At 66.5% G+C, this 19741-nt stretch carries 13 protein-coding genes and 1 tRNA gene; 9 read left to right on the top strand and 5 right to left on the bottom strand.

Going from position 1 to position 19741, the window contains the following annotated elements; genetic code table 11:
- Positions 1 to 305: 305 nt before the first annotated feature.
- The 3 genes from HAV22_RS22575 to trxB all read right to left on the bottom strand — a co-directional run bounded on the left by HAV22_RS22575 (position 306) and on the right by trxB (position 4302).
- Entirely contained in the window at positions 306 to 2477 is a 2172-nt protein-coding gene (locus HAV22_RS22575; RefSeq protein ID WP_166862290.1) for an ATP-binding protein, read from the bottom strand.
- Positions 2478 to 2655: 178 nt separating this feature from the next.
- Positions 2656 to 3330 carry a Smr/MutS family protein gene (locus HAV22_RS22580; RefSeq protein WP_166862026.1) on the bottom strand — a complete coding sequence of 225 codons (675 nt, stop codon included), beginning with the start codon at positions 3328 to 3330 and terminating at the stop codon, positions 2656 to 2658.
- Positions 3331 to 3348: 18 nt separating this feature from the next.
- A complete protein-coding gene (trxB, locus tag HAV22_RS22585) occupies positions 3349 to 4302 on the bottom strand; it encodes a thioredoxin-disulfide reductase (RefSeq protein ID WP_166862027.1) in 954 nt (317 codons plus the stop codon).
- A gap of 188 nt (positions 4303 to 4490) precedes the next feature.
- Here trxB and HAV22_RS31355 point away from each other — a divergent pair, with 188 nt between their 5' ends.
- The 3 genes from HAV22_RS31355 (at position 4491) to HAV22_RS22600 (ending at position 9264) form a co-directional block, all read left to right on the top strand.
- Positions 4491 to 7160, top strand: a complete 2670-nt coding sequence (locus HAV22_RS31355; protein WP_229421371.1) for a DNA translocase FtsK — start codon at positions 4491 to 4493, stop codon at positions 7158 to 7160.
- Between the two features lie 71 nt (positions 7161 to 7231).
- On the top strand, positions 7232 to 7840 hold the full coding sequence (gene lolA, locus HAV22_RS22595) for an outer membrane lipoprotein chaperone LolA (protein WP_166862028.1): 609 nt from the start codon (positions 7232 to 7234) through the stop codon (positions 7838 to 7840).
- 104 nt (positions 7841 to 7944) lie between these two features.
- Entirely contained in the window at positions 7945 to 9264 is a 1320-nt protein-coding gene (locus tag HAV22_RS22600) for a replication-associated recombination protein A (RefSeq protein ID WP_166862029.1), read from the top strand.
- 74 nt (positions 9265 to 9338) lie between these two features.
- Here HAV22_RS22600 and HAV22_RS22605 read toward each other — a convergent pair whose 3' ends face one another.
- Together HAV22_RS22605 and HAV22_RS22610 are read right to left on the bottom strand one after the other, a co-directional pair.
- Positions 9339 to 10718 (bottom strand): choice-of-anchor Q domain-containing protein, encoded by a 1380-nt coding sequence (locus HAV22_RS22605; RefSeq protein ID WP_208296333.1) that lies wholly within the window; start codon positions 10716 to 10718, stop codon positions 9339 to 9341.
- A 318-nt stretch (positions 10719 to 11036) separates the two neighbouring features.
- The gene (locus tag HAV22_RS22610; protein ID WP_229421372.1) at positions 11037 to 12152 is read right to left on the bottom strand and encodes a right-handed parallel beta-helix repeat-containing protein; all 1116 of its coding nucleotides are present in this window, start codon (positions 12150 to 12152) and stop codon (positions 11037 to 11039) included.
- Between the two features lie 255 nt (positions 12153 to 12407).
- Here HAV22_RS22610 and HAV22_RS22615 point away from each other — a divergent pair, with 255 nt between their 5' ends.
- The 6 genes from HAV22_RS22615 to HAV22_RS22640 all read left to right on the top strand — a co-directional run bounded on the left by HAV22_RS22615 (position 12408) and on the right by HAV22_RS22640 (position 19723).
- Complete coding sequence (locus tag HAV22_RS22615) at positions 12408 to 13727, top strand: lipopolysaccharide biosynthesis protein (protein ID WP_166862031.1); 1320 nt, start codon at positions 12408 to 12410, stop codon at positions 13725 to 13727.
- A gap of 30 nt (positions 13728 to 13757) precedes the next feature.
- A complete protein-coding gene (locus tag HAV22_RS22620; protein WP_166862034.1) occupies positions 13758 to 15095 on the top strand; it encodes a glycosyltransferase in 1338 nt (445 codons plus the stop codon).
- Complete coding sequence (locus HAV22_RS22625; protein ID WP_166862036.1) at positions 15092 to 16255, top strand: YfhO family protein; 1164 nt, start codon at positions 15092 to 15094, stop codon at positions 16253 to 16255. The genes HAV22_RS22620 and HAV22_RS22625 overlap by 4 nt, the downstream gene beginning before the upstream one ends.
- A 151-nt stretch (positions 16256 to 16406) precedes the next feature.
- Complete coding sequence (gene serS / locus HAV22_RS22630; protein ID WP_166862043.1) at positions 16407 to 17696, top strand: serine--tRNA ligase; 1290 nt, start codon at positions 16407 to 16409, stop codon at positions 17694 to 17696.
- Between the two features lie 79 nt (positions 17697 to 17775).
- Positions 17776 to 17865 (top strand) — tRNA-Ser (locus HAV22_RS22635).
- A 595-nt stretch (positions 17866 to 18460) separates the two neighbouring features.
- Positions 18461 to 19723, top strand: coding sequence for a glycoside hydrolase family 5 protein (locus HAV22_RS22640; protein WP_208296334.1), 1263 nt, complete (start codon positions 18461 to 18463; stop codon positions 19721 to 19723).
- The last annotated feature ends 18 nt before the right edge of the window (positions 19724 to 19741 follow it).

The following is a 19741-nucleotide window of genomic DNA, read 5'->3' on the forward strand; positions in this document are numbered from 1 at the left end:
ACGCGTCACGCGTGGGCGGAGGGCCGCCCACCCTACCGATTGAGCTCGGTAGGGTGGGCACCCCGTGCCCACGCGGAAGCAGGCATCGCGCACGCGTCACGCGTGGGCGGAGGGCCGCCCACCCTACTGATTGAGCTCGGTAGGGTGGGCACCCCATGCCCACGCGGAAGCAGGCATCACGCACGCGTCACGCGTGGGCGGAGGGCCGCCCACCCTACCGATTGAGCTCGGTAGGGTGGGCACCCCGTGCCCACGCGGAAGCAGGCATCGCGCACGCGTCACGCGTGGGCGGAGGGCCGCCCACCCTACCGGTTCGGCGCCAGCGGCAGCTGCACCGCGAACACCACCTTGCCGTCCTCGTGGCGGTACGCGATCTCGCCCTCGTGCTCGCGCACGATCTGCTGGGCGATGTACAGCCCAAGGCCCATGCCCGTGCGGTTGCGCGGGTTGTTCAGCGAGCTGCGCTTGAACGGGTTGAACAGCGTGCTTTCCGTCTCCGCCGGGATTGGGTCGCCCGCGTTCGCGATTTCCAATATCGCGAGGCCGTCCTGCGTCGCGAGGCGGATCGTGATCGGCTGGTTCGGCTCGCCGTGGTGGCGCGCGTTGGACAGCAGGTTCGAGATCACCTGGCCCAGGCGCCCGGCGTCGGCCAGCACGAACGCGGGGCCCGTCGTGTGCAGGTCGTAGACGATGGTCGGGTAGGCGAGGCGCGCTTCCTCGACCAGGTCGCAGGCGAGGGCCGCGAGGTCGACGGGGTGGAGTTCCACGCCGAGCACGAGGCCGCGGTCGATGCGGCTCATGTCCAGCACCTGGCCGATCATGCGCTGCATGCGGTTGCTGGACGACTGGATGCGCTTGCCCAGCGTCCCCTTGTTGCTGCCGCCTTCCGTCCGTTCCAGCACCATGCCCGCCATGTTGATCGAGTTCAGGGGATCACGCAGGTCGTGGCCCAGCATTGCAAGCAACTGCGCGCGCGTCGCTTCCGTCTGGGCGCGCCGCGCGTTCGACACGCGTACGAGTTCACCCAGCATCATGCGCGCATGCGTGAGGATGCCGTCTTCCCACGGGTGCGCGCGGCCGCGCACGGTTTCGATCCAGGCATCGAACGAGCCGCGCGGCGTCAGGCGTTCGCCCAGCGGACCGGCCCGGCTCTTGTCCGGCTTGCCGCCCCACGCGACTTCCTCGACCTGCTCCGTGCGCAGCAGCACGCACCAGCCGCCGCTGGGCGGATCGAACGGCAGGGCCAGCATGCCGGCCCATTTGCCGAGCAGCGGCTGGATCGCGTCGGGCCAGTCCTGCACGCCGGCGCGCGTGACGACGTCGCTCGCCTCGGCCGGCAGCGACGCGACGACGGCGTCGCCCAGTGCCTGGTCGACGCCGCGGCACACGACGCGCCCGTACTGGCACACGACGAGCGCCTGCGCGTGCGTCGACTCCAGCAGGCCGTCGCCGTGGCGGACGAGGGCGTCGAGCGGATCGTCTTCCAGCAGCAGCGCTTCCACGAGGCCCGTGCGCACGTTGGCCGCATGCTCGACCAGTTCCGCATCGGCGCGCGCCTCGATGCCCTGCACGGTCGACGCGATCACCTGGGCCAGCACGTCGGCCGCCATCCGCACGGAATAGGGCACGCGCTTCGGCGCCATGTGGTGGCAGGCGATCAGGCCCCACAGGCGGCAGCCCACGACGATCGACACGCTCATCGATGCGCCGACGCCCATGTTCTGCAGGTACTCCACGTGGACCGGAGAGACGCTGCGCAGCGCGGCGAAGCTCATGTCCAGTGGCGCGGCATCGGGGGCGCCCAGCAGGGGCACGGGCGTGTAGCCGACGTCGGCGATCATGCGCAAGGTGTTCAGCACGTACAGGCGGCGTGCCTGCGGCGGGATGTCGCCGGCCGGGTAGCGCTGGCCGAGGTAGGGTACGAGGTCGTCGCGGCGCGCCTCGGCCACGACGTCGCCGGAATCGTCGGCGCGGAAACGGTAGGCCATCACGCGGTCGAATCCCGTGAAGTCGCGCACCTGGCGCACGGCCGTCTCCAGCAGGCCGTCGATCGTGCGCTGGCGGCGCAGGCGGTCGATCGATGAATGGGCCTTGATCGCGAACTGCGCGACTTCGCCCATGCCGACGTCGCGCGCCTCGAATTCCACGAGCACGCGTCCGCCGTGCGCGTGGACGACGCAATCGTATTCGCGCCCGCCAACGTCGAGCGCCGTCATGGTGGCCGGCGCCGTGCCGTCGGCCATGGTGTCATGGCATTCCTGGATGAGTGCGGTCACCGGCTGCGGCAGGCCGAGTGCGCCGAACGGCTGCCCCAGCGCAGGTTCGCTGCCGACGACCGTGGCGATGTTCGCGCTCCAGCCTTCGACGAGGCCGGCGCTTGAGAGGAAGACGAGTGCGCCATGCGGCTGGATGGTGCCGGGGATATGGATCGGTTCATCCGCACAATTGTGCAGGTCGACCCGCTGCGGCGCTGCCATCGGCACTGGCGTACTGGACTTCACTCACGCATCCTTGAACTGGCGGCGCCCGGGTGGCGCAACGGAGCGTGAATATTACCGCTTTCATCAAATCGCTGCGGATTCTTGACAACGAATCGTGCCCGAATGAACGTGTTTGGGCACATTCATTCGGTGACTTGACGAAAGAGACAGCTGCTCAGTCCAGCAGGGCAGGGCGGAGGAGGACGATCAATGCGCCGTTGCCCCCATCGGTGCGATTCGCCACGCAGAAGGCGACGACGTCGCCCGTCTGCACGAGCCAGCTGTGGACCATGCCGCGCAGCACGGGTTCGCCGCCGGCCGAGCCATAGCCCACGCCGTGGATGATGCGCACGCAGCGAATGCCGCGCTTGGCGGATTTGCGCAGGTAGGCGTCGACGTGGCGGCGCGCGTCGTCGCGCGTGAGGCCGTGCAGGTCGAGTTCGTCCTCGACGGGCCAGTGGCGCTTGCGCAGTTTTTTCACGACGTCGGGGCCGACCCCGGGCGCGGACCAGCTGAGGGACGGGTCTTCGTCGAGCAGGCCGTCCACGTCGAACTGGTCGGACAGCATCGACTCGCGCAGCACGGCCGCGGTTTCTTCTTCTTGCGTGCGGGGACGCGTCGGCAGCGGTTGGCCGCGCGTTTCGAATTCGTGCATCGGCCGCCACACGTAGCGGTCCGATTCGGGCATCTTGATGACGTCCTTGACGGCCGAGCGGAATTCGACGGCGCGCTCGCGCGCGATGCGCTCGCGCTTTTCCCGCTCGGCCTTCTCGATGGCGCGCAGCCGTTCTTCTTCCTTGAGCTTGTCGCGCAAGGATTTCAGTTCAGCGAAGTCTTTCATGCTTGCCATCGAACAGCCTGCAAAGATTTACTCCAGGGCTTCCAGGTAGCGCTGGGCATCCAGCGCGGCCATGCAGCCCGAGCCCGACGACGTGATCGCCTGGCGGTACACGTGGTCCTGCACGTCGCCGGCCGCGAACACGCCCGGGACGTTGGTCGCGGTGGCCATGCCTTCGCTGCCGCCGCGGGTCTTGATGTAGCCGTTGTGCATGTCGATCTGGCCGTCGAAGATGCCCGTGTTCGGCTTGTGGCCGATCGCCACGAACAGGCCGTGCACCTTGATCTCCTTCGTCGCGCTGCCGTCCGTCGATTTCAGGCGCAGGCCCGTGACGCCGCTCTGGTCGCCCTGGACCTCGTCCAGCGTCTGGTTCAGTTCCAGCACAATCTTGCCTTCGGCGACCTTGCCCATCAGGCGGTCGACGAGGATCGGCTCGGCGCGGAACTTGTCGCGGCGGTGGATCAGCGTGACCTTGGTCGCGATGTTGGACAGGTACAGCGCTTCCTCGACGGCGGTGTTGCCGCCGCCGATCACGGCGACTTCCTGGTTGCGGTAGAAGAAGCCGTCGCACGTTGCGCAGGCCGAGACACCTTTACCCATGAATTCCTGCTCGCTGGGCAGGCCCAGGTATTGCGCGGAGGCGCCCGTCGCGATGATCAGCGCGTCGCAGGTGAATTCGTGCGAATCGCCCACCAGGCGGATCGGCTTTTCATCCAGGTGCGTGGTGTGGATGTGGTCGAACACGATCTCGGTGTTGAAGCGCTCGGCATGCTGCAGCAGGCGCTGCATCAGTTCCGGCCCCTGGACGCCCAACGGGTCGCCCGGCCAGTTCTCAACGTCGGTCGTCGTCATCAGTTGACCACCCTGCTCGACACCCGTCACCAGCATCGGACTGAGGTTGGCGCGCGCGGCGTAGACGGCGGCACTGTAACCGGCGGGGCCGGAACCGAGGATCAGGACTTTGGCGTGTTTGCGAGTGGTCATGTTGAACTTCTTCTATTGGATGATGCCCGGAAAGTGGGGGCCGGGCAGTGCGGAATCAAGAGGCGTTGGAGCCGGGATTATAGTCGATGATGCAGACAAGCATGAATCGTGGGGCCGGGCCGGCAATATATCGCTTAGAATGGTCATCTTTGGGGCATTGTGACCCGGCAGTACCGTTTCAAACCGCAATGAGCAAGAATAGTCCATCGACGAGCACGACCTATACTCACAAGCCGAGGCCACCGCGGCAGCCGCTGCCGAACCGGCTCGTGCGGCTGTTGTCCGAGGCCCGCTGGCTGGCCACGGCCGTCGCATTGTTGTATTTCGTCCTCATTTTGCTCAGTTATAACCGGGCCGATCCGGGCTTCTCGCACGAGAACGTCGTGCCCCGCATCGCCAACCTGGGCGGCCGTGCCGGCGCCTGGCTGGCCGACCTGTTGCTGTTCATTTTCGGCTTTTCCGCCTGGTGGCTGTGCGTCTGTTTTACGCGCGCCGTGTGGAGCGGCTATCGCCGGCTGCATACCCGGTTCATCGTGCAGGAAGCGGACCAGGAACCCGAGCACCAGGGCGAGACGCTCGTGCGCTGGATCGGCTTCGTGCTGATGTTCGCCGGCAGCGTCGGCCTCGAATACCTGCGCATGTGGTCGCTGAAAGTGGAATTGCCGCGCGCGGCCGGCGGCGTGCTGGGCCAGTTGATCGGCCATGCCGCCCACAACGCGTTCGGCTTCACGGGTGCGACCCTTCTTCTGCTGCTCATGTTCGGCCTCGGCTTTTCCTGGTATTTCCACGTGTCGTGGCTCGCCGTGGCCGAGCGCATCGGCGAATCCGTCGAGATGACGTGGGACTGGTTCCGCCTGCGCTACGAAGACCGCGAAGACCGCCGCTACGGCGAGGCCGCGGCGCACAAGCGCGACGAGGTCGTCGTGCACGAGCGCGCCAAGTACGTGGAAAAACATGCGGGTTCGCCCGTGCGGATCGGCACGCTGTCCGACGACGAGGCGGACGACGCAGGGTCGGACGCCGCACCGGCGCCGGGCTTCCTCGCCAAGATGAAGGCGAAAGTCAAGGCGCGCGGCGAGGCGAAGCTGGCGCGCGCGAAGGCGGAACCGGAGCTCGACGGCATCCCGCCGGCGCCCGCACCGTTCGCCGTCGAGCCGTCGTTCGACGATCTGGACGATGTGCCGCCGGCACCGCGCGCACCCGCGCCCGTTCCGGTACCCGCGTCCGCGAAGGCGGCGCCCGCGGCCCCGCTGCCGTCCGCGTCCGCGCCGAATCCGAACCCGATCAAGATCGAACCGGCGATGACGAGCGTGCCCCGTTCGGAGCGTGCGGAGAAGGAGCGCCAGTCGCACCTGTTCGAAGTGAGCGGCGACGGCTCGTTGCCGCCGCTGGCGCTGCTGGACGACGCACCGCCCACGCAGGAATCCGTCGCCATCGAGACGCTGGAATTCACGAGCCGCCTGATCGAGAAGAAGCTGTCGGACTTCGGCGTCGAGGCGAAGGTCGTCGCGGCGTATCCGGGCCCCGTCGTCACGCGCTACGAGATCGAGCCCGCGACGGGCGTGAAGGGCAGCCAGATCGTCAACCTGGCGCGCGACCTCGCGCGTTCGCTGTCGCTGACGTCGATCCGCGTCGTGGAGACGATCCCCGGCAAGAACTACATGGCGCTGGAACTGCCGAATCCGAAACGCCAGATCGTGCGCCTGACGGAGATCCTCGGCTCGAAGGTGTACGGCGACAGCGCGTCCAGCCTGACCGTCGCCCTCGGCAAGGACATCGCGGGCAAGCCCGTCGTCGCCGACCTCGCCAAGATGCCGCACCTGCTGGTCGCGGGTACGACGGGTTCCGGTAAATCCGTCGGCATCAACGCGACGATCCTGTCGCTGCTGTACAAGGCCGATCCGGCCGACGTGCGCCTGATCCTGATCGACCCGAAGATGCTGGAGATGTCGGTGTACGAAGGCATCCCGCACCTGCTGGCGCCCGTCGTCACGGACATGCGCCAGGCCGGCCACGCGCTGAACTGGGCCGTGAACGAGATGGAGCGGCGCTATAAGCTGATGTCGAAGCTGGGCGTGCGCAACCTGGCCGGCTACAACGGCAAGATCGCGGAAGCGGCCAAGCGTGAAGAGCACATCCCGAACCCGTTCTCGCTGACGCCGGACGCGCCGGAGCCGCTGGACAAGCTGCCGACGATCGTCATCATCATCGACGAGCTGGCCGACCTGATGATGGTCGTGGGCAAGAAGGTCGAAGAGCTGATCGCCCGTATCGCGCAGAAGGCGCGCGCGGCCGGCATCCACCTGATCCTCGCGACGCAGCGTCCGTCCGTGGACGTGATCACGGGCCTGATCAAGGCGAACATCCCGACGCGTATCGCGTTCCAGGTGTCGTCCAAGATCGACTCGCGCACGATCCTCGACCAGATGGGCGCCGAGACGCTGCTGGGCATGGGCGACATGCTGTACATGCCGCCGGGGACCGGCCTGCCGATCCGCGTGCACGGTGCGTTCGTGTCGGACGACGAAGTGCATCGAGTTGTAAAACATCTCCAGTCCACGGGCGAACCGAATTACATTGAGGGCATTCTCGAAGGCGGCGTTGCCGAAGAGGGCGGCGGCGCAGACGGCGTGCCGGCCGGCGAAGGCGGCGGCGAGTCCGACGCGATGTACGACCAGGCCGTGGCCGTGGTGCTGAAGAACCGCCGGGCGTCGATCTCGCTGGTGCAGCGCCACCTGCGCATCGGCTACAACCGCGCCGCGCGCCTGCTCGAGCAGATGGAACAGAGCGGCATCGTGTCGCCGATGCAGTCGAACGGCAACCGGGACATTCTCGTTCCGGCCACGAACGCCGAGTAATCGGTGCGGCGGTAGGGTGGGCACCCCGTGCCCACCACGCTTTCACGTGCCCACCCTACGAAAGGAAATCGATGTTTAGAACTTCGCTGATTGCTGCTACGTTGTTGTTTGCGGGCGCGGCCCACGCCACCGCCCTCGACCAATTCAAATCCTTCGTGGCCGGCACCAAATCCGCCCGCGGCGAATTCACGCAGACGCAGGTCATGAAGACGAAGACGGGCAAGACGTCGAGCGGCACCTTCGTATTCGCGCGCCCCGGCAAATTCATCTGGACGTACCAGAAGCCGTACGAGCAATTGCTGCAGGCCGATGGCGAAACGCTGTACCTGTACGACAAGGACTTGAACCAGGTCACCACGCGCAAACTGGGCGGCGCGCTGGGCAGTTCGCCGGCGGCGATCCTGTTCGGCAGCAACGACCTGGAAAAGAATTTCACGCTGGCCGAGGCGGGCACGCACGACGGCCTGGAATGGCTGAACGCGACGCCGAAATCGAAGGACACGACGTTCGAACAGATCGGCATCGGCCTGAAGGACGGCATTCCGCAGGCGATGGAGCTGAAGGACAACTTCGGCCAGACCGTGTTGCTGAAATTCACGAGCTTCCAGCGCAATCCGGCGCTGGGCGCGCAGACGTTCAAGTTCGAGATCCCGAAGGGCGCGGAAGTCGTCAACCAGTAAGCGCCCGCGCGGCGGCCGGGCATCCGTTACACTTGCGCTTTCGACGGACCGGCCATACATGGGCAGAATGAACAATAACGCCGCGCGCGCCATGGGAGATGCCCATGGATGACCTTTTCAAGACCGAGCCTGCCGCCCCGCTGGCGGAAAGCCTGCGGCCGAAGACGATCGCCGAGGTGATCGGCCAGAGCCACCTGCTGGGCGAGGGCAAGCCGCTGAACCTCGTGTTCAAGTCCGGCCGTCCCCATTCGATGATCCTGTGGGGTCCGCCCGGCGTCGGCAAGACGACCTTGGCGCGCCTGACGGCGAACGCGTTCGACTGCGAATTCATCGCGCTGTCGGCCGTGCTGTCTGGCGTGAAGGATATCCGCGCCGCCATCGAGCAGGCCGAGCACTACCTGGCCGGCGGCCACCACACGATCCTGTTCATCGACGAGATCCACCGCTTCAACAAGTCGCAGCAGGATGCGCTGCTGCCGTTCGTGGAATCCGGCCTCGTCACCCTGATCGGCGCGACGACGGAAAACCCGTCGTTCGAAGTCAATTCGGCGCTGCTGTCGCGTTCGCAGGTGTACGTGCTGAAGGCGCTGAACGACGACGAGATGCGCCAGCTGCTCGAGCGGGCGCGGTCGCAAGGGGGCCTCGCGCACCTGCAATTCGACGACATCGCCGTGCAGACCCTGATCGGCTACGCGGACGGCGATGCGCGCCGCTTCCTGAACCTGCTGGAACAGACGAAGACGTCGGCCGACACGTCGCAGACGACGCGCATCACGCGCGAATTCGTCGAGAACGCGCTGACGTTGAACGCGCGCCGCTTCGACAAGGGCGGCGACAATTTCTACGACCAGATCTCGGCGTTGCACAAGTCCGTGCGCGGTTCGCATCCGGACGCCGCGCTGTACTGGCTGTGCCGCATGCTGGACGGCGGCGCCGATCCGAAATACCTGGGACGGCGCATCGTCCGGATGGCGTGGGAAGACATCGGCATCGCCGACCCGCGCGCCATCCAGCTCGCGAACGACGCGGTCGAGACGTACGAGCGTCTCGGCTCGCCCGAAGGCGAACTGGCGCTGGGCCAGGCCGTCCTCTATCTCGCCATCGCCGCCAAGAGCAATGCCGGCTACAACGCGTTCAATGCCGCGATGGCCTTCGTGCGCAAGGACAAGTCGCGCGAGGTGCCCGTCCACTTGCGCAACGCGCCCACGAAGCTGATGAAGGAACTGGGTTACGGCCACGAATACCGCTATGCCCACGACGAGCCGCACGCGTACGCGGCCGGCGAGACCTACCTGCCGGACGGCATGCCGGAACCGGGCTGGTACCAGCCGGTGCCGCGCGGGATCGAGGCCAAGATCGCGGAAAAGCTGGCCTGGCTGCGCAGCCTGGACGACGACGCGCGCGGCGGCGATCCGCCCGCCTGATCCGCCAGGGCGACGCAAAAAGGCCGCGACGAATCGCGGCCTTTTCGTTCGTGCCCGCCAGGGCGGGCAACGGCTTACTGCGAGGTGCTCGCGTAGCTGCAGGTCTTGGCGACGCCGTGGATCGGATCGCCGAACACGCTGTTCGAGCAGTACACCGTACTGGTGAAGGTCTTGTACGCATACTGGCCGTTGGCGCCGTAGCGCACCTGGCGCGTGCCGCTGAAGGAGCAGGTGCTGCCTTCGGATGCGCAGTACGTCCAGGTATCCGTGCCCGTGGTACCCGTCGTGGACGACGCGCCCATTTCGTAGGCGCCGATGTCGAACGCGCCGCCGCTCGGACGTGCCGCGCCGAGGAAGTCGGTCGCCGGTGCCCAGTTCGAGGTACCCTTGTTGATCGCCGGCGAAGTGGCCTGCAGGCGATAGTCGCCGGTGCCCGTCGGGTTGTAGCTGACGAACTGCGGATTCGCGCTGACGGTGTTCGTGGGGCTGCCCACCTTCATGCTGATCCCCGAGCCGTTACCGTAGACGAGGTTGTTCGCCACGTCGTTGCCCGAGCCGATACACGACACGCCCGAGTAGCAATATTGCAGGATGCTCGCGCGCGGGTTGTTGTAGACGATGTTGTTGACGACCTTGGTGTTGACCAGCTGCACGCCGCCCGGCGAGTCACCCACACCCGTCACGATGCCGCCGCCCATGCCGGTCGAGCCGTTGGCAAACACGGTGTTGTTCGCAATGATCGTGCCGCTCGCGGCGTGCCACAGGTGGATGCCGTATGCGGAGACGCGGTACACGATGTTGTTCATGATCTTGCCGCCCGTGTTGGACGAGTAGATGCCTTGCACGCCGTTGCAGCCGCCCGGCGTGCCGATGTCGTGCACGACGTTGCCGATCACGTCGCCGTTCGAACCCGAGTAGGTGGCGTTGACGACACCGGCGCCGCCGCTGCCCGTGCAACCGCCCGACAGCGTCAGGTTGTGGATGTGGTTGCTCGCGACGAGCGTGTTCGATGCATAGTTCAGGATGCCGAGGCGGCCGGGACCGGTGATGTCGAAGCCGACGATCTGGACGTAGTTGCCATTATTCGTCCACATCGCTTCGGTACCGCTGCCGACGATCTTGGCGCCCCAGTTGGTCGTCGACAGGAAGATGATGGGGTTCGTCGACGTGCCGCTGTACGGCGTGGAGACGTTGCCATAATAAGTGCCGGGCGCCACGTGCACGGTGGTGCCGGGCTTGGCGACCGCGGCCGCCTTGGAGATGGTCTTGAACGGACTGCTCGAGCTGCCCGTGTTGTAGTCCGAACCGGTCGGCGACACGTACAGGTGATAGATGCTGGTACTCGGGGTCTGCGCGCTCGCGTCGGCGCCGACGGCGGCCAGGAGGACGGCTGCGCTGCAGGCCAGCAGGGCGTTGGTACGGCGGGAGACAGTCGTGGAAACGGCTTTTTTCATGAGAGGAAGTTCCTTACATCAACAAGTGAATGAGTTACTTTTGAGCGGCGGAAACTTCCTAAGTTCAATCTTTTTTGAAAAAAATTTTCCCTAGGTATCAAAACGAAAACGGACGTGTAGCACTTGCCAACTGTCCGGGATTGCGCGGTGCGCCTTGTCGGGCGTCGACGGTTGGCGGATTTGGTGACGAAGAGGGGCCGGTCGCGCGAGGGCGCCGTTGGGGACGTCGATGCGGATTGCGCCCGTGGCCTGCGCGGCGAGGGCGCCAGTCACTGTCCTGCGAGCTGCACCTGCGTCGGCGCGGTCGGGCTGCCCGCCTCAGCGCTGCGGACGCGCGCCGATGTCCGGCGCCGCCGCGTTCGCGCCGCGCCGATCGCGCATGTCGGCCTGCGGCGCCTGCTCCCGCGTGATGCCGCGGCCCCGTGCGGGCGAGCCGCGCCGCAACGCGAAATCTCCGGTGCCGTCGAGACGGAAGCGAACGAACATGGGGTCCCGGGCGATCGTGCCGGTGGCCGTGCCGACGAGCATCTCGATGTCGCTGCCGTTGCCGTACACGACGTTGTTGGCGACCACGTTGCCGGCGCCGACGCACGCCTTGCCCCGATCGCAGTACTGGCGGATCGACGCGCCGGGGTTGCGGTACACGATGTTGTTGATGATGTACGTGCCGCTCAGGACGACCCCGCCCGGACTGTCGCCCGTGCCGGCCACGATGCCGCCGCCGACCTGCGCCGATCCGTTCGCGAACACCGTGTTGTTGGCGACGAGGACACGGTCGGCTGCATGCCACAGGTGGATACCCCAGGCCGAGGCGCGGTAGACGATATTGTCGTGGATGTTGCCGCGCAGGTTCGAGTAATAAATGCCGTGGACGCCGGCGCACGTGCCGGGTACGCCGATGTCATGGACGAGGTTGCCTGAAATCTCGGCATCGGTCGCCGTGTAGTTCGCGTTGACGATGCCGCCGCCGCCGTTGCCCGTGCAGCCGCCCGACAGCGCCAGGTCGTGGACGTGGTTGCCGGCGATGCGCACGTCGGATGCATAGTTGAGGATGCCGATGCGCCCGCTGCCGCTGATGTCGAAGCCGGCGATCTCGACGTGGCCGCCGCGGTTGTCCCAGACGGCCCCGGTGCCGCCACCGACGATCTTCGCCTGGCGGGGTGTGCTCGACACGTAGCGTATCCAGGCGGCGGCATCGCCGTGCGCGGCGGACCGGATGTTTTCGCGGTAGGTCCCGGGCGCGACCAGGACCGTCGTGCCCGCCGTCGCGGCCGCGGCGGCGGCCCGGATCGTGCGCAGCGGCGCCCGCCGCGTGCCGGGATTGTGGTCGTCGCCGTCCGGGGCCACGTACAGCGCACGGGCCGATTGCGCACCGGCGCGGCCCGCGACGGCGGCGCAGGCGAGCAGCACGAACAGGCGGGGCAGGGACGGCATGCTCATCCTTTCTACGGTGCCGACCCATGACGACAGGCGAGGCCGCGCTTCCCCGACTGTATACGCGGTCGCCGGCGATCACTTTGCGCCAGGTCGAACGTGCTCACGTCCGCATTTGCATTTATTTTCAGCAACTGATTCGCCTCCGATGCACGCTTGATGCGGCTCAGTTCCGCGCGATTCCTCCATCCCATAATGGCTCGACATGGCAGCCCTTCGGCCGGTGCCGGAAACCCAACGGATATGCTGACGCGAATGAAACACCTGCTGGCATCGTTCTCTTTCGGCCGCACGCCGGACGCGCAGTTCGATCTCTCGGCGGCCATCGGCTCGACCTTGTTGCGCCAGGTCGTCTCGAGCGGCTTGTACTTCGTTGCCTTGTGGATCACGACGCGCCGGCTCGGTCCGCACGACAATGGCCTGCTCGTCACGGCGCTGCTGCTGCCGCAGACGCTGTATGCGCTCCTGAACCTGGGCATCGGGCCGAGCCATGTGTTCCACCTGAGCAGCGGCAGCGGCAGTCCCCGCGCCATGCGCCGCATGAACTGGTCTCTGGCGTTCGCGCTGTGGGGAAGCGTCGCGCTGGCGCTGGCGTTTGCCAGCGAACCGTTCGTCGCGCACTACCTGCCCGGCACCGCCAAGTCCACGGCGTTGTACGCCAGCCTGCTGTTTCCGATGATGCTGCTGGCCGCGTGGACGTCGGCGCTGCTGCAGGGCGCGCGCGACTACGCCGCGTACAACAGGACGGCGCTCGTCCAGCCGTCCGCCTTCTTCCTGGGCGTGCTCGTGCTGGGCGGGCTGCACGCCGTCACCGTGCCGGCGGTGCTGGCCTGCCACGTCCTGAGCCAGGGTGCGCTCTGGCTGGCCGGCGAGGCAGGGGTGCGGCGCCATGCCGCGCCGCCCGCGCGGCCGGGGCCGACGTTCGGCGCGGCAATCGGGTTCGGGCTGCGCGCCCACCTCAGCAACGTGATCACGTTTCTCAACTACCGGATCGCGTTGTATCTGGTGAGCTTCCTGCTCGACCCGACCGCGGCCGGCCAATATGCGCTGTCGATCCAGCTGGCCGAAGTGTTGTGGCTCATCGCGGGCGCTGCGTCCGTGATCGTGTTTCCCGAGTCGGCCGCGCATGCGAGCACGCCGGCGGCGCTGCGGGCGATGGTCCGGCGGGTCGCACTGTCGGTCTTCAAGTTCACGGCGCTGGGGGCATTGCTGGCGGGCGCGCTGGCACCTGCCGTCATCCCGTGGGTGTTCGGCCGGGCTTACGGAGGCGCCGTGCTGCCGTTCGTGATCCTGTTGCCGGGTGTCGTCACGTGGAGCTACATGAGTGTCGTCGCCAACTCGCTCGCCGGCATGGGCTGCCAGCGCGTGAACATCCTGGGCGCACTGCTGTCGCTGACGCTCAACAGCACCGGGTGCCTGCTCGCGATTCCCATATGGGGCATGCGCGGCGCGGCGCTCGCGTCCACCGTTGCGTTCGCCGTGACCGCGTCGTACACGGCCATCATGTACTACCGCATCATGGCCGATCGTGTCGCCCGGACGGCGGCCGGCATCCACGCGCGACAGCCCGGTTGAGGCAGAGCCATGCCATCCGGAACCCTGCTGATGGTCACTTCGCTTTACCCGTACGGGCAGGGTGAAGCGTTCGTGGCGGCCGAGCTCGAGTCTCTCGCGTGCCGGTTCGACCGCATCGAGCTCGTGCCGATCTTCCATGATCCCGACGACGTCGCACGGCCCGTCGCCCATCCGGTCGACCTCGGATATTCGGCGCAGCGCTGGGGCGTCTTGCGGGCGTGGCACGTGGCGGGGGCACTGTTGAGCGGACTCGCCCGGTACCGGTGGCGCGCCGACCTCGGCTTCATCCTGCGCCAGCGCAGCAAGCTGGAGAACTTGACGGAACTCGTGCGGACGATCTACCGCGCGCGCCTGTTCGAGCGCTTCCTGGCCAGCCGTGCGCGCCGCGGCGAGCGCGTCGACGTCATCTATTTCTATTGGCTGCTGCCCGAGATCCTCGGCGCGCTGCAGTTTCGCGCCGCCAGCGGGGCCGCCGTGCGCATCGTCAGCCGCGCGCACGGCGGCGACCTCTACGAAGACCGCAAGGCGGGTGGCTACGCGGGACTGCGGCACGCCATCCTTGCCGGCATCGACGACGTGTACTGTGTGTCCCGCCACGGCCGACGCTATCTCGCCGGCGCCTTTCCCGCGCTGGCCGCAAAATTCCACGTCGCCCGGCTCGGCGTCCACGATCCGGGCCGGCTGAACCGCGGGCCGTCCGGCGGCCCGTTGGAAATCGTCTCCTGTTCCTTCGTCGTGCCCGGCAAGCGCCTGCATCTCGTCGTCGATGCGATCGCGTGCCTGCTCGCGGCCGATCCGGCGCTGGCTGTGCGCTGGACGCACGTCGGCGACGGTCCGCTGTTCGACGACCTGCGCGCGTATGCCCGCGCGCGCCTGGGCGCACGTGCGCAGGCTGTGTTCAAGGGGTATCTGACACCGGCGGAACTGCGGACGCTGTATCGCGAGGAATCGTTCGACGTCATCGTCAACGTGAGTGACAACGAAGGCATCCCCGTCAGCCTGATGGAAGCCAGCGCGGCAGGCATACCGATGGTGGCGACCGACGTCGGCGCCAGCGCCGAGATCGTCAACGCCGCCAACGGCGTCCTGATTCCGGCGGATGCCGACGTGCCGACGATCGCGGCCGCGCTGCATCGCTTCGCCGACCGTCGCGCGGCGCATGCCTGCCGCCACGCGGCGCGCGCCTGGTGGGAAGTTCGTTACGACGCGACCGTCAATTACGCGCTGTTCGGTCGTGCGCTGGGCGGGCCAGCACATGCCGCCGCGTGCGCGGAGGCGCCCGATGCCGAGCCAGCGTGCGGCAGCGGGGCGGGCGCGCACGCTTCGTCGAGGATGCGCCCATGCACCCGGCTGCACGACGGCGAGTGAAAGGCAGGGTGGCGTTCGTCGCCTTGTTCGGCGCGCTGTTCCTGCTGTTCACCCCGTTCGAACAGGGCGGCCAGAACCCGTCGATGTTCCCGAAATATTTTTCCGCGGGCGCGTCGTTTGTGGCGCTCGTCCCGCTGTTCGCGATCACGAAGGTGCGCTTTCGCGCCGAAACGCGTCTGCTCCTCGTGGTGCTGGCCATGGTGGCGTTTCACTCGCTGGTCGTCAGTCCCGTGCCTTTCCATTTCACGCTGCTGATCGTCCTGAACACGCTGCTGGCCGCGTTCATCTACGAGGCCAGTTTCACGTGGCGGTCGGAATTCGTGTCGGCGGTCGGCTGGCTGCTGCTCGTCAATGCCGCCATGATCACCGTCCAGGCCCTGCTGTTCTATCTGGCGGGCGGACCGATCGTCGATTTCCACAAGATGATCTTTGGCTCGGACAGTCGCTTCGTCGAGGATTTCCTGCACATCGCCCGCTTCTCCGGGTTGCAGGTCGAACCGGGTACCTACGCGAACTACATGGGATGCCTGGCGGCGATCCTCATCCTGTCATCGGCGTTCACCGAGCGGCTCGTCGTGACGTCGTTCATGGCCGTGCTGTCCGTCTTCATGACGAATTCGGGCTCGTCGATCTATTTCGTGCCCGTGCTCATCGTGCTGTTCGGCTACGTGTGGCGGTCGAAAGTGCGCGTCGTGCACCTGCTCGTCCTCGTCGGCGCCGTGCTTGGGTACATGGCCGTGTCCGGCGTGGTGGAGCACCTCGAGACCCGCTTCCTGGAGCATGACGATGGGAGCCTGCTGCATCGCGTCGAGGGCGTGCACGCGTGGACGGCGCTGAGCCTGGACGAGAAATTCATTGGCGTCGGCTTCGGCGCCGACCCGTGCGTGCGCTGTTACTACCAGGACATCGGCATGGTCTTCAACCTGCTGACCCGTGGCGGCGGCATCGTCACGCTGGCGTTCGCGCTGATGGTCGGCCGCATGCTCGTGGCCAACGGGTTCGTGCTCGGCGTCATCCTGGTCCTCATTCCCATCAACGAGAAGATGTTCTTTTACGATGCTGCGATCTGGCTGTTTTTCCTGTTTGCGATGACGCATCGTGCCGAGGTGCCGCCACGTCCCGGCCCGGTGTCCGCCGCTGAGGGGGCGCGGCCGGCGTGACGAACGCGCGCGGCGGCGCAGGTGGCATTTCTTGCGGGCGCCCGACGCCGGCGATGTTGCGGGGGCAAAAGTTCGGTGCCCGGCCATGGTTTGCGGCTTGCGACTTGGTACAATTGCGCTTTCGATATCCCACCCTGCAACAATCCCGACAATGATAGACATCCAACTCCTTCGCAAAGACATCGACAACGTCGCCGCCCGCCTCGCGAGCCGCAAGTACCAGCTCGACGTCGCCGGATTCAACGCCCTCGAAGCCGAGCGCAAGGCGATCCAGACGCGCACCGAGGAATTGCAGGGCAAGCGCAACTCGCTGTCCAAACAGATCGGCATGCTCAAAGGCAAGGGCGAGGACACGAGTGCTGTGATGGCCGAGGTCGCATGCATCGGCGATGAGCTGAAGGCGAACGAGAGCGCGCTGGCCGAGGTCCAGGACAAGCTGGCGCACTTCATGGCCGCGATCCCGAACGTGCCGCATCCGTCCACGCCGGTAGGCAAGGACGAGTCGGGCAACGTCGAGGTGCGCAAGGTCGGCACGCCGCGCCAGTTCGATTTCGAAGTCAAGGACCACGTCGACGTCGGCGCCCCGCTGGGCCTGGATTTCGACACGGCCACCAAGCTGACGGGCTCGCGCTTCGCCGTCATGAAAGGCGGCATCGCGCGCCTGCACCGCGCGCTGGCGCAATACATGCTGGACACGCACACGGGCCAGCACGGCTATACGGAATGCTACACGCCGTACATGGTGAACGCCGATTCGCTGCGCGGCACGGGCCAGCTGCCGAAGTTCGAGGAAGACTTGTTCGCCGTGAAAAAAGGCGGCGCGGAAGGCGAGGGCGAGAATTTCTACCTGATCCCGACGTCGGAAGTGTCGCTGACGAACATGGTGCGTGACGAGATCGTCGCGGCGGAAACGCTGCCGATCAAGATCACGGCGCACACCCCATGCTTCCGTTCGGAGGCCGGCAGCTACGGCCGCGACACGCGCGGCATGATCCGCCAGCACCAGTTCGACAAGGTCGAGCTCGTGCAGATCGCCCATCCGGAACAGTCGTACGACGCGCTGGAAGAGATGGTGGGCCAGGCCGAGACGATCCTGAAGAACCTGGGGTTGCCGTACCGCGTGATGCAGCTGTGCACGGGCGACATGGGGTTTTCTGCCGCGAAGACGTATGACCTCGAAGTGTGGCTGCCGGCGCAGAACACGTACCGCGAGATCTCGTCGCTGTCGAACTGCGAAGATTTCCAGGCGCGCCGCATGCAGGCGCGCTTCCGCAATGCGAAGGGCAAGCCGGAACTGCTGCACACGCTGAACGGCTCCGGCCTGGCCGTCGGCCGCACGCTGGTGGCCGTGCTGGAAAACTACCAGCAGGCGGACGGCAGCGTGGTGATCCCGGAGGTGCTGCGTCCGTACATGGGCGGCATCGAGCGCCTGACGGCCTGACGCGCGTTTGCGCATTTAGCCCTTCCGTTTTTGCTGGAGGCCGTCTATAATGCGGCCTCACGCGAAACGACCGCGACACGGAGAGGTGGCAGAGTGGTCGAATGTACCTGACTCGAAATCAGGCGTACGGGTGACCGTACCGTGGGTTCGAATCCCACCCTCTCCGCCAAAACAAAACAGGCTCCCATCGGGAGCCTTTTTTGTTTTGCGGGAGAGAGCAGGGCGCCTGCGCGCCCTTCGAGTCCCACCACGCAGGGCGCCTGCGCGCCCTGCGTGGTGGGACTCGAAGGGCTGGGCTTGCAAGCCCAGCCCTCCCGAATCGCCCGTTTGCCGTCCGCAAGGCGGACGGCGTCGCGCGCCGAGGGCGCGCGCTGCAAAGCGAAAAGACGCGAGCAAGAAGCAGCATCGCCTTGCGACGCAGTTCCGCTCCGCCGGACCGGCGCCGGCCCGGTCCAGCGATCACCCATTTCCTGCCCGCCCCGCGCTCCGAAGCCAAAAACCACGAAAAGAGCAGCACCGCAGCGCACCCGCGTCCCGCCCCGCGAGACCGCCACCACCCATCCGCCGGTCACCCACCGGCCCCGCGCCCGATCCCCCATCAGCCCTGAAGCCCTTTCCTCACCGCACCCGCCCTCAGTAACACGGACGTCAACAATCCTTCAACAATCCGCACACGAACAGCAATCCACGTGATTCGGACTATCTCCCAAGCACCGTCTCTTTCTACCCTGTACGTCCGTCCATAACAACAACGAGGAGATCCCTTGAGAGTTTCACCCCTGCTCTGCGCCCCGATGCTCGCCCTGCTGTTCGCAGCCTGCGCCAGCGGCGGCTCCGCATCGTCCGCCGCAACCCCCGCCAGCACCATGACACCAGCGCCGGTGCCCACGCCAACGACGACCGCCGCCCTGTACCCGAGCTACAACCCGAATCCGGTGCCGGCCGACACGACGGGCATGTCGCACAACGCCCAGCAGATCGCATCATCGATCCGCATCGGCTTCAACATCGGCAATACGATGGAAGCGATCGGCGGCGAAACGGCATGGGGCAACCCGCCGGTGTCGAACGCGCTGATCCAGGCCGTCAAGCAGGCCGGGTTCAACGCGATCCGCCTGCCGGTGGCGTGGGACCAGTATGCGGACCAGAAGACGGGGCAGATCAGCGCCACGTGGCTCGCCCGTGTGAAGCAGGTCGTCCAGTATTGCGTCGACAACGACCTGTATGTTCTCGTCAACGTTCACTGGGACGGCGGCTGGCTGGAAAAGAACATCACGGCCGACAAGAAGGATGCCGTGAACGCGAAGCAGAAGGCGTACTGGGAACAGATCGCCACGACCTTGCGCGATTTCGACGAGCACGTGATGTTCGCCAGCGCCAACGAGCCGGACACGAAGGACGCGACGGGGATGGCAATCCTGATGAGCCATCACCAGACGTTCGTCGACGCCGTACGCGCGACCGGCGGCAGGAACGCCTACAGGGTGCTGGTCGTGCAGGGTCCCCAGACCAACATCGACCTGTCGGTCAAGCTGATGCCCACGCTGCCGGCCGATAAGCTGGCGGGCCGGCTGATGGCCGAGATCCATTTCTACGATCCGTTCAACTTTGTCTTGATGACGAAGGATGAAACGTGGGGCAATCAGGCGTATTACTGGGGCGCGCCGAATCACTCCACGACTGACGCGAAGCGCAACTCGGCCTGGGGCGAGGAAGATTACGTCGATGCGCAATTCGCCAGTCTGAAGAAAACCTTCATCGACAAGGGCATCCCCGTCGTGCTGGGCGAATTCGCCGCCCAGCGCCGCACGAACCTGACGGGCGACGCGCTCGCGCTGCACCTCCGGTCGCGCAACTACTACCATACCTATGTCGTGAAGAAGGCCGCTGCGAATGGCGTCGCGCCATTCTTCTGGGACGTCGGCGCGCCGGACGACCAGTCGGGCAGCATCTTCGACCGCAGGACGACCCAGGTGCGGGGCCAGCAGACGCTGGATGCGCTGATGGCGGGCTTGCCGCCGAAATGATGGATTGGTGGGCAGGCC

This window comes from Telluria antibiotica (genome assembly GCF_011682055.1).
In the GTDB taxonomy this organism is placed as follows: Bacteria; Pseudomonadota; Gammaproteobacteria; order Burkholderiales; family Burkholderiaceae_D; genus Telluria; species Telluria antibiotica.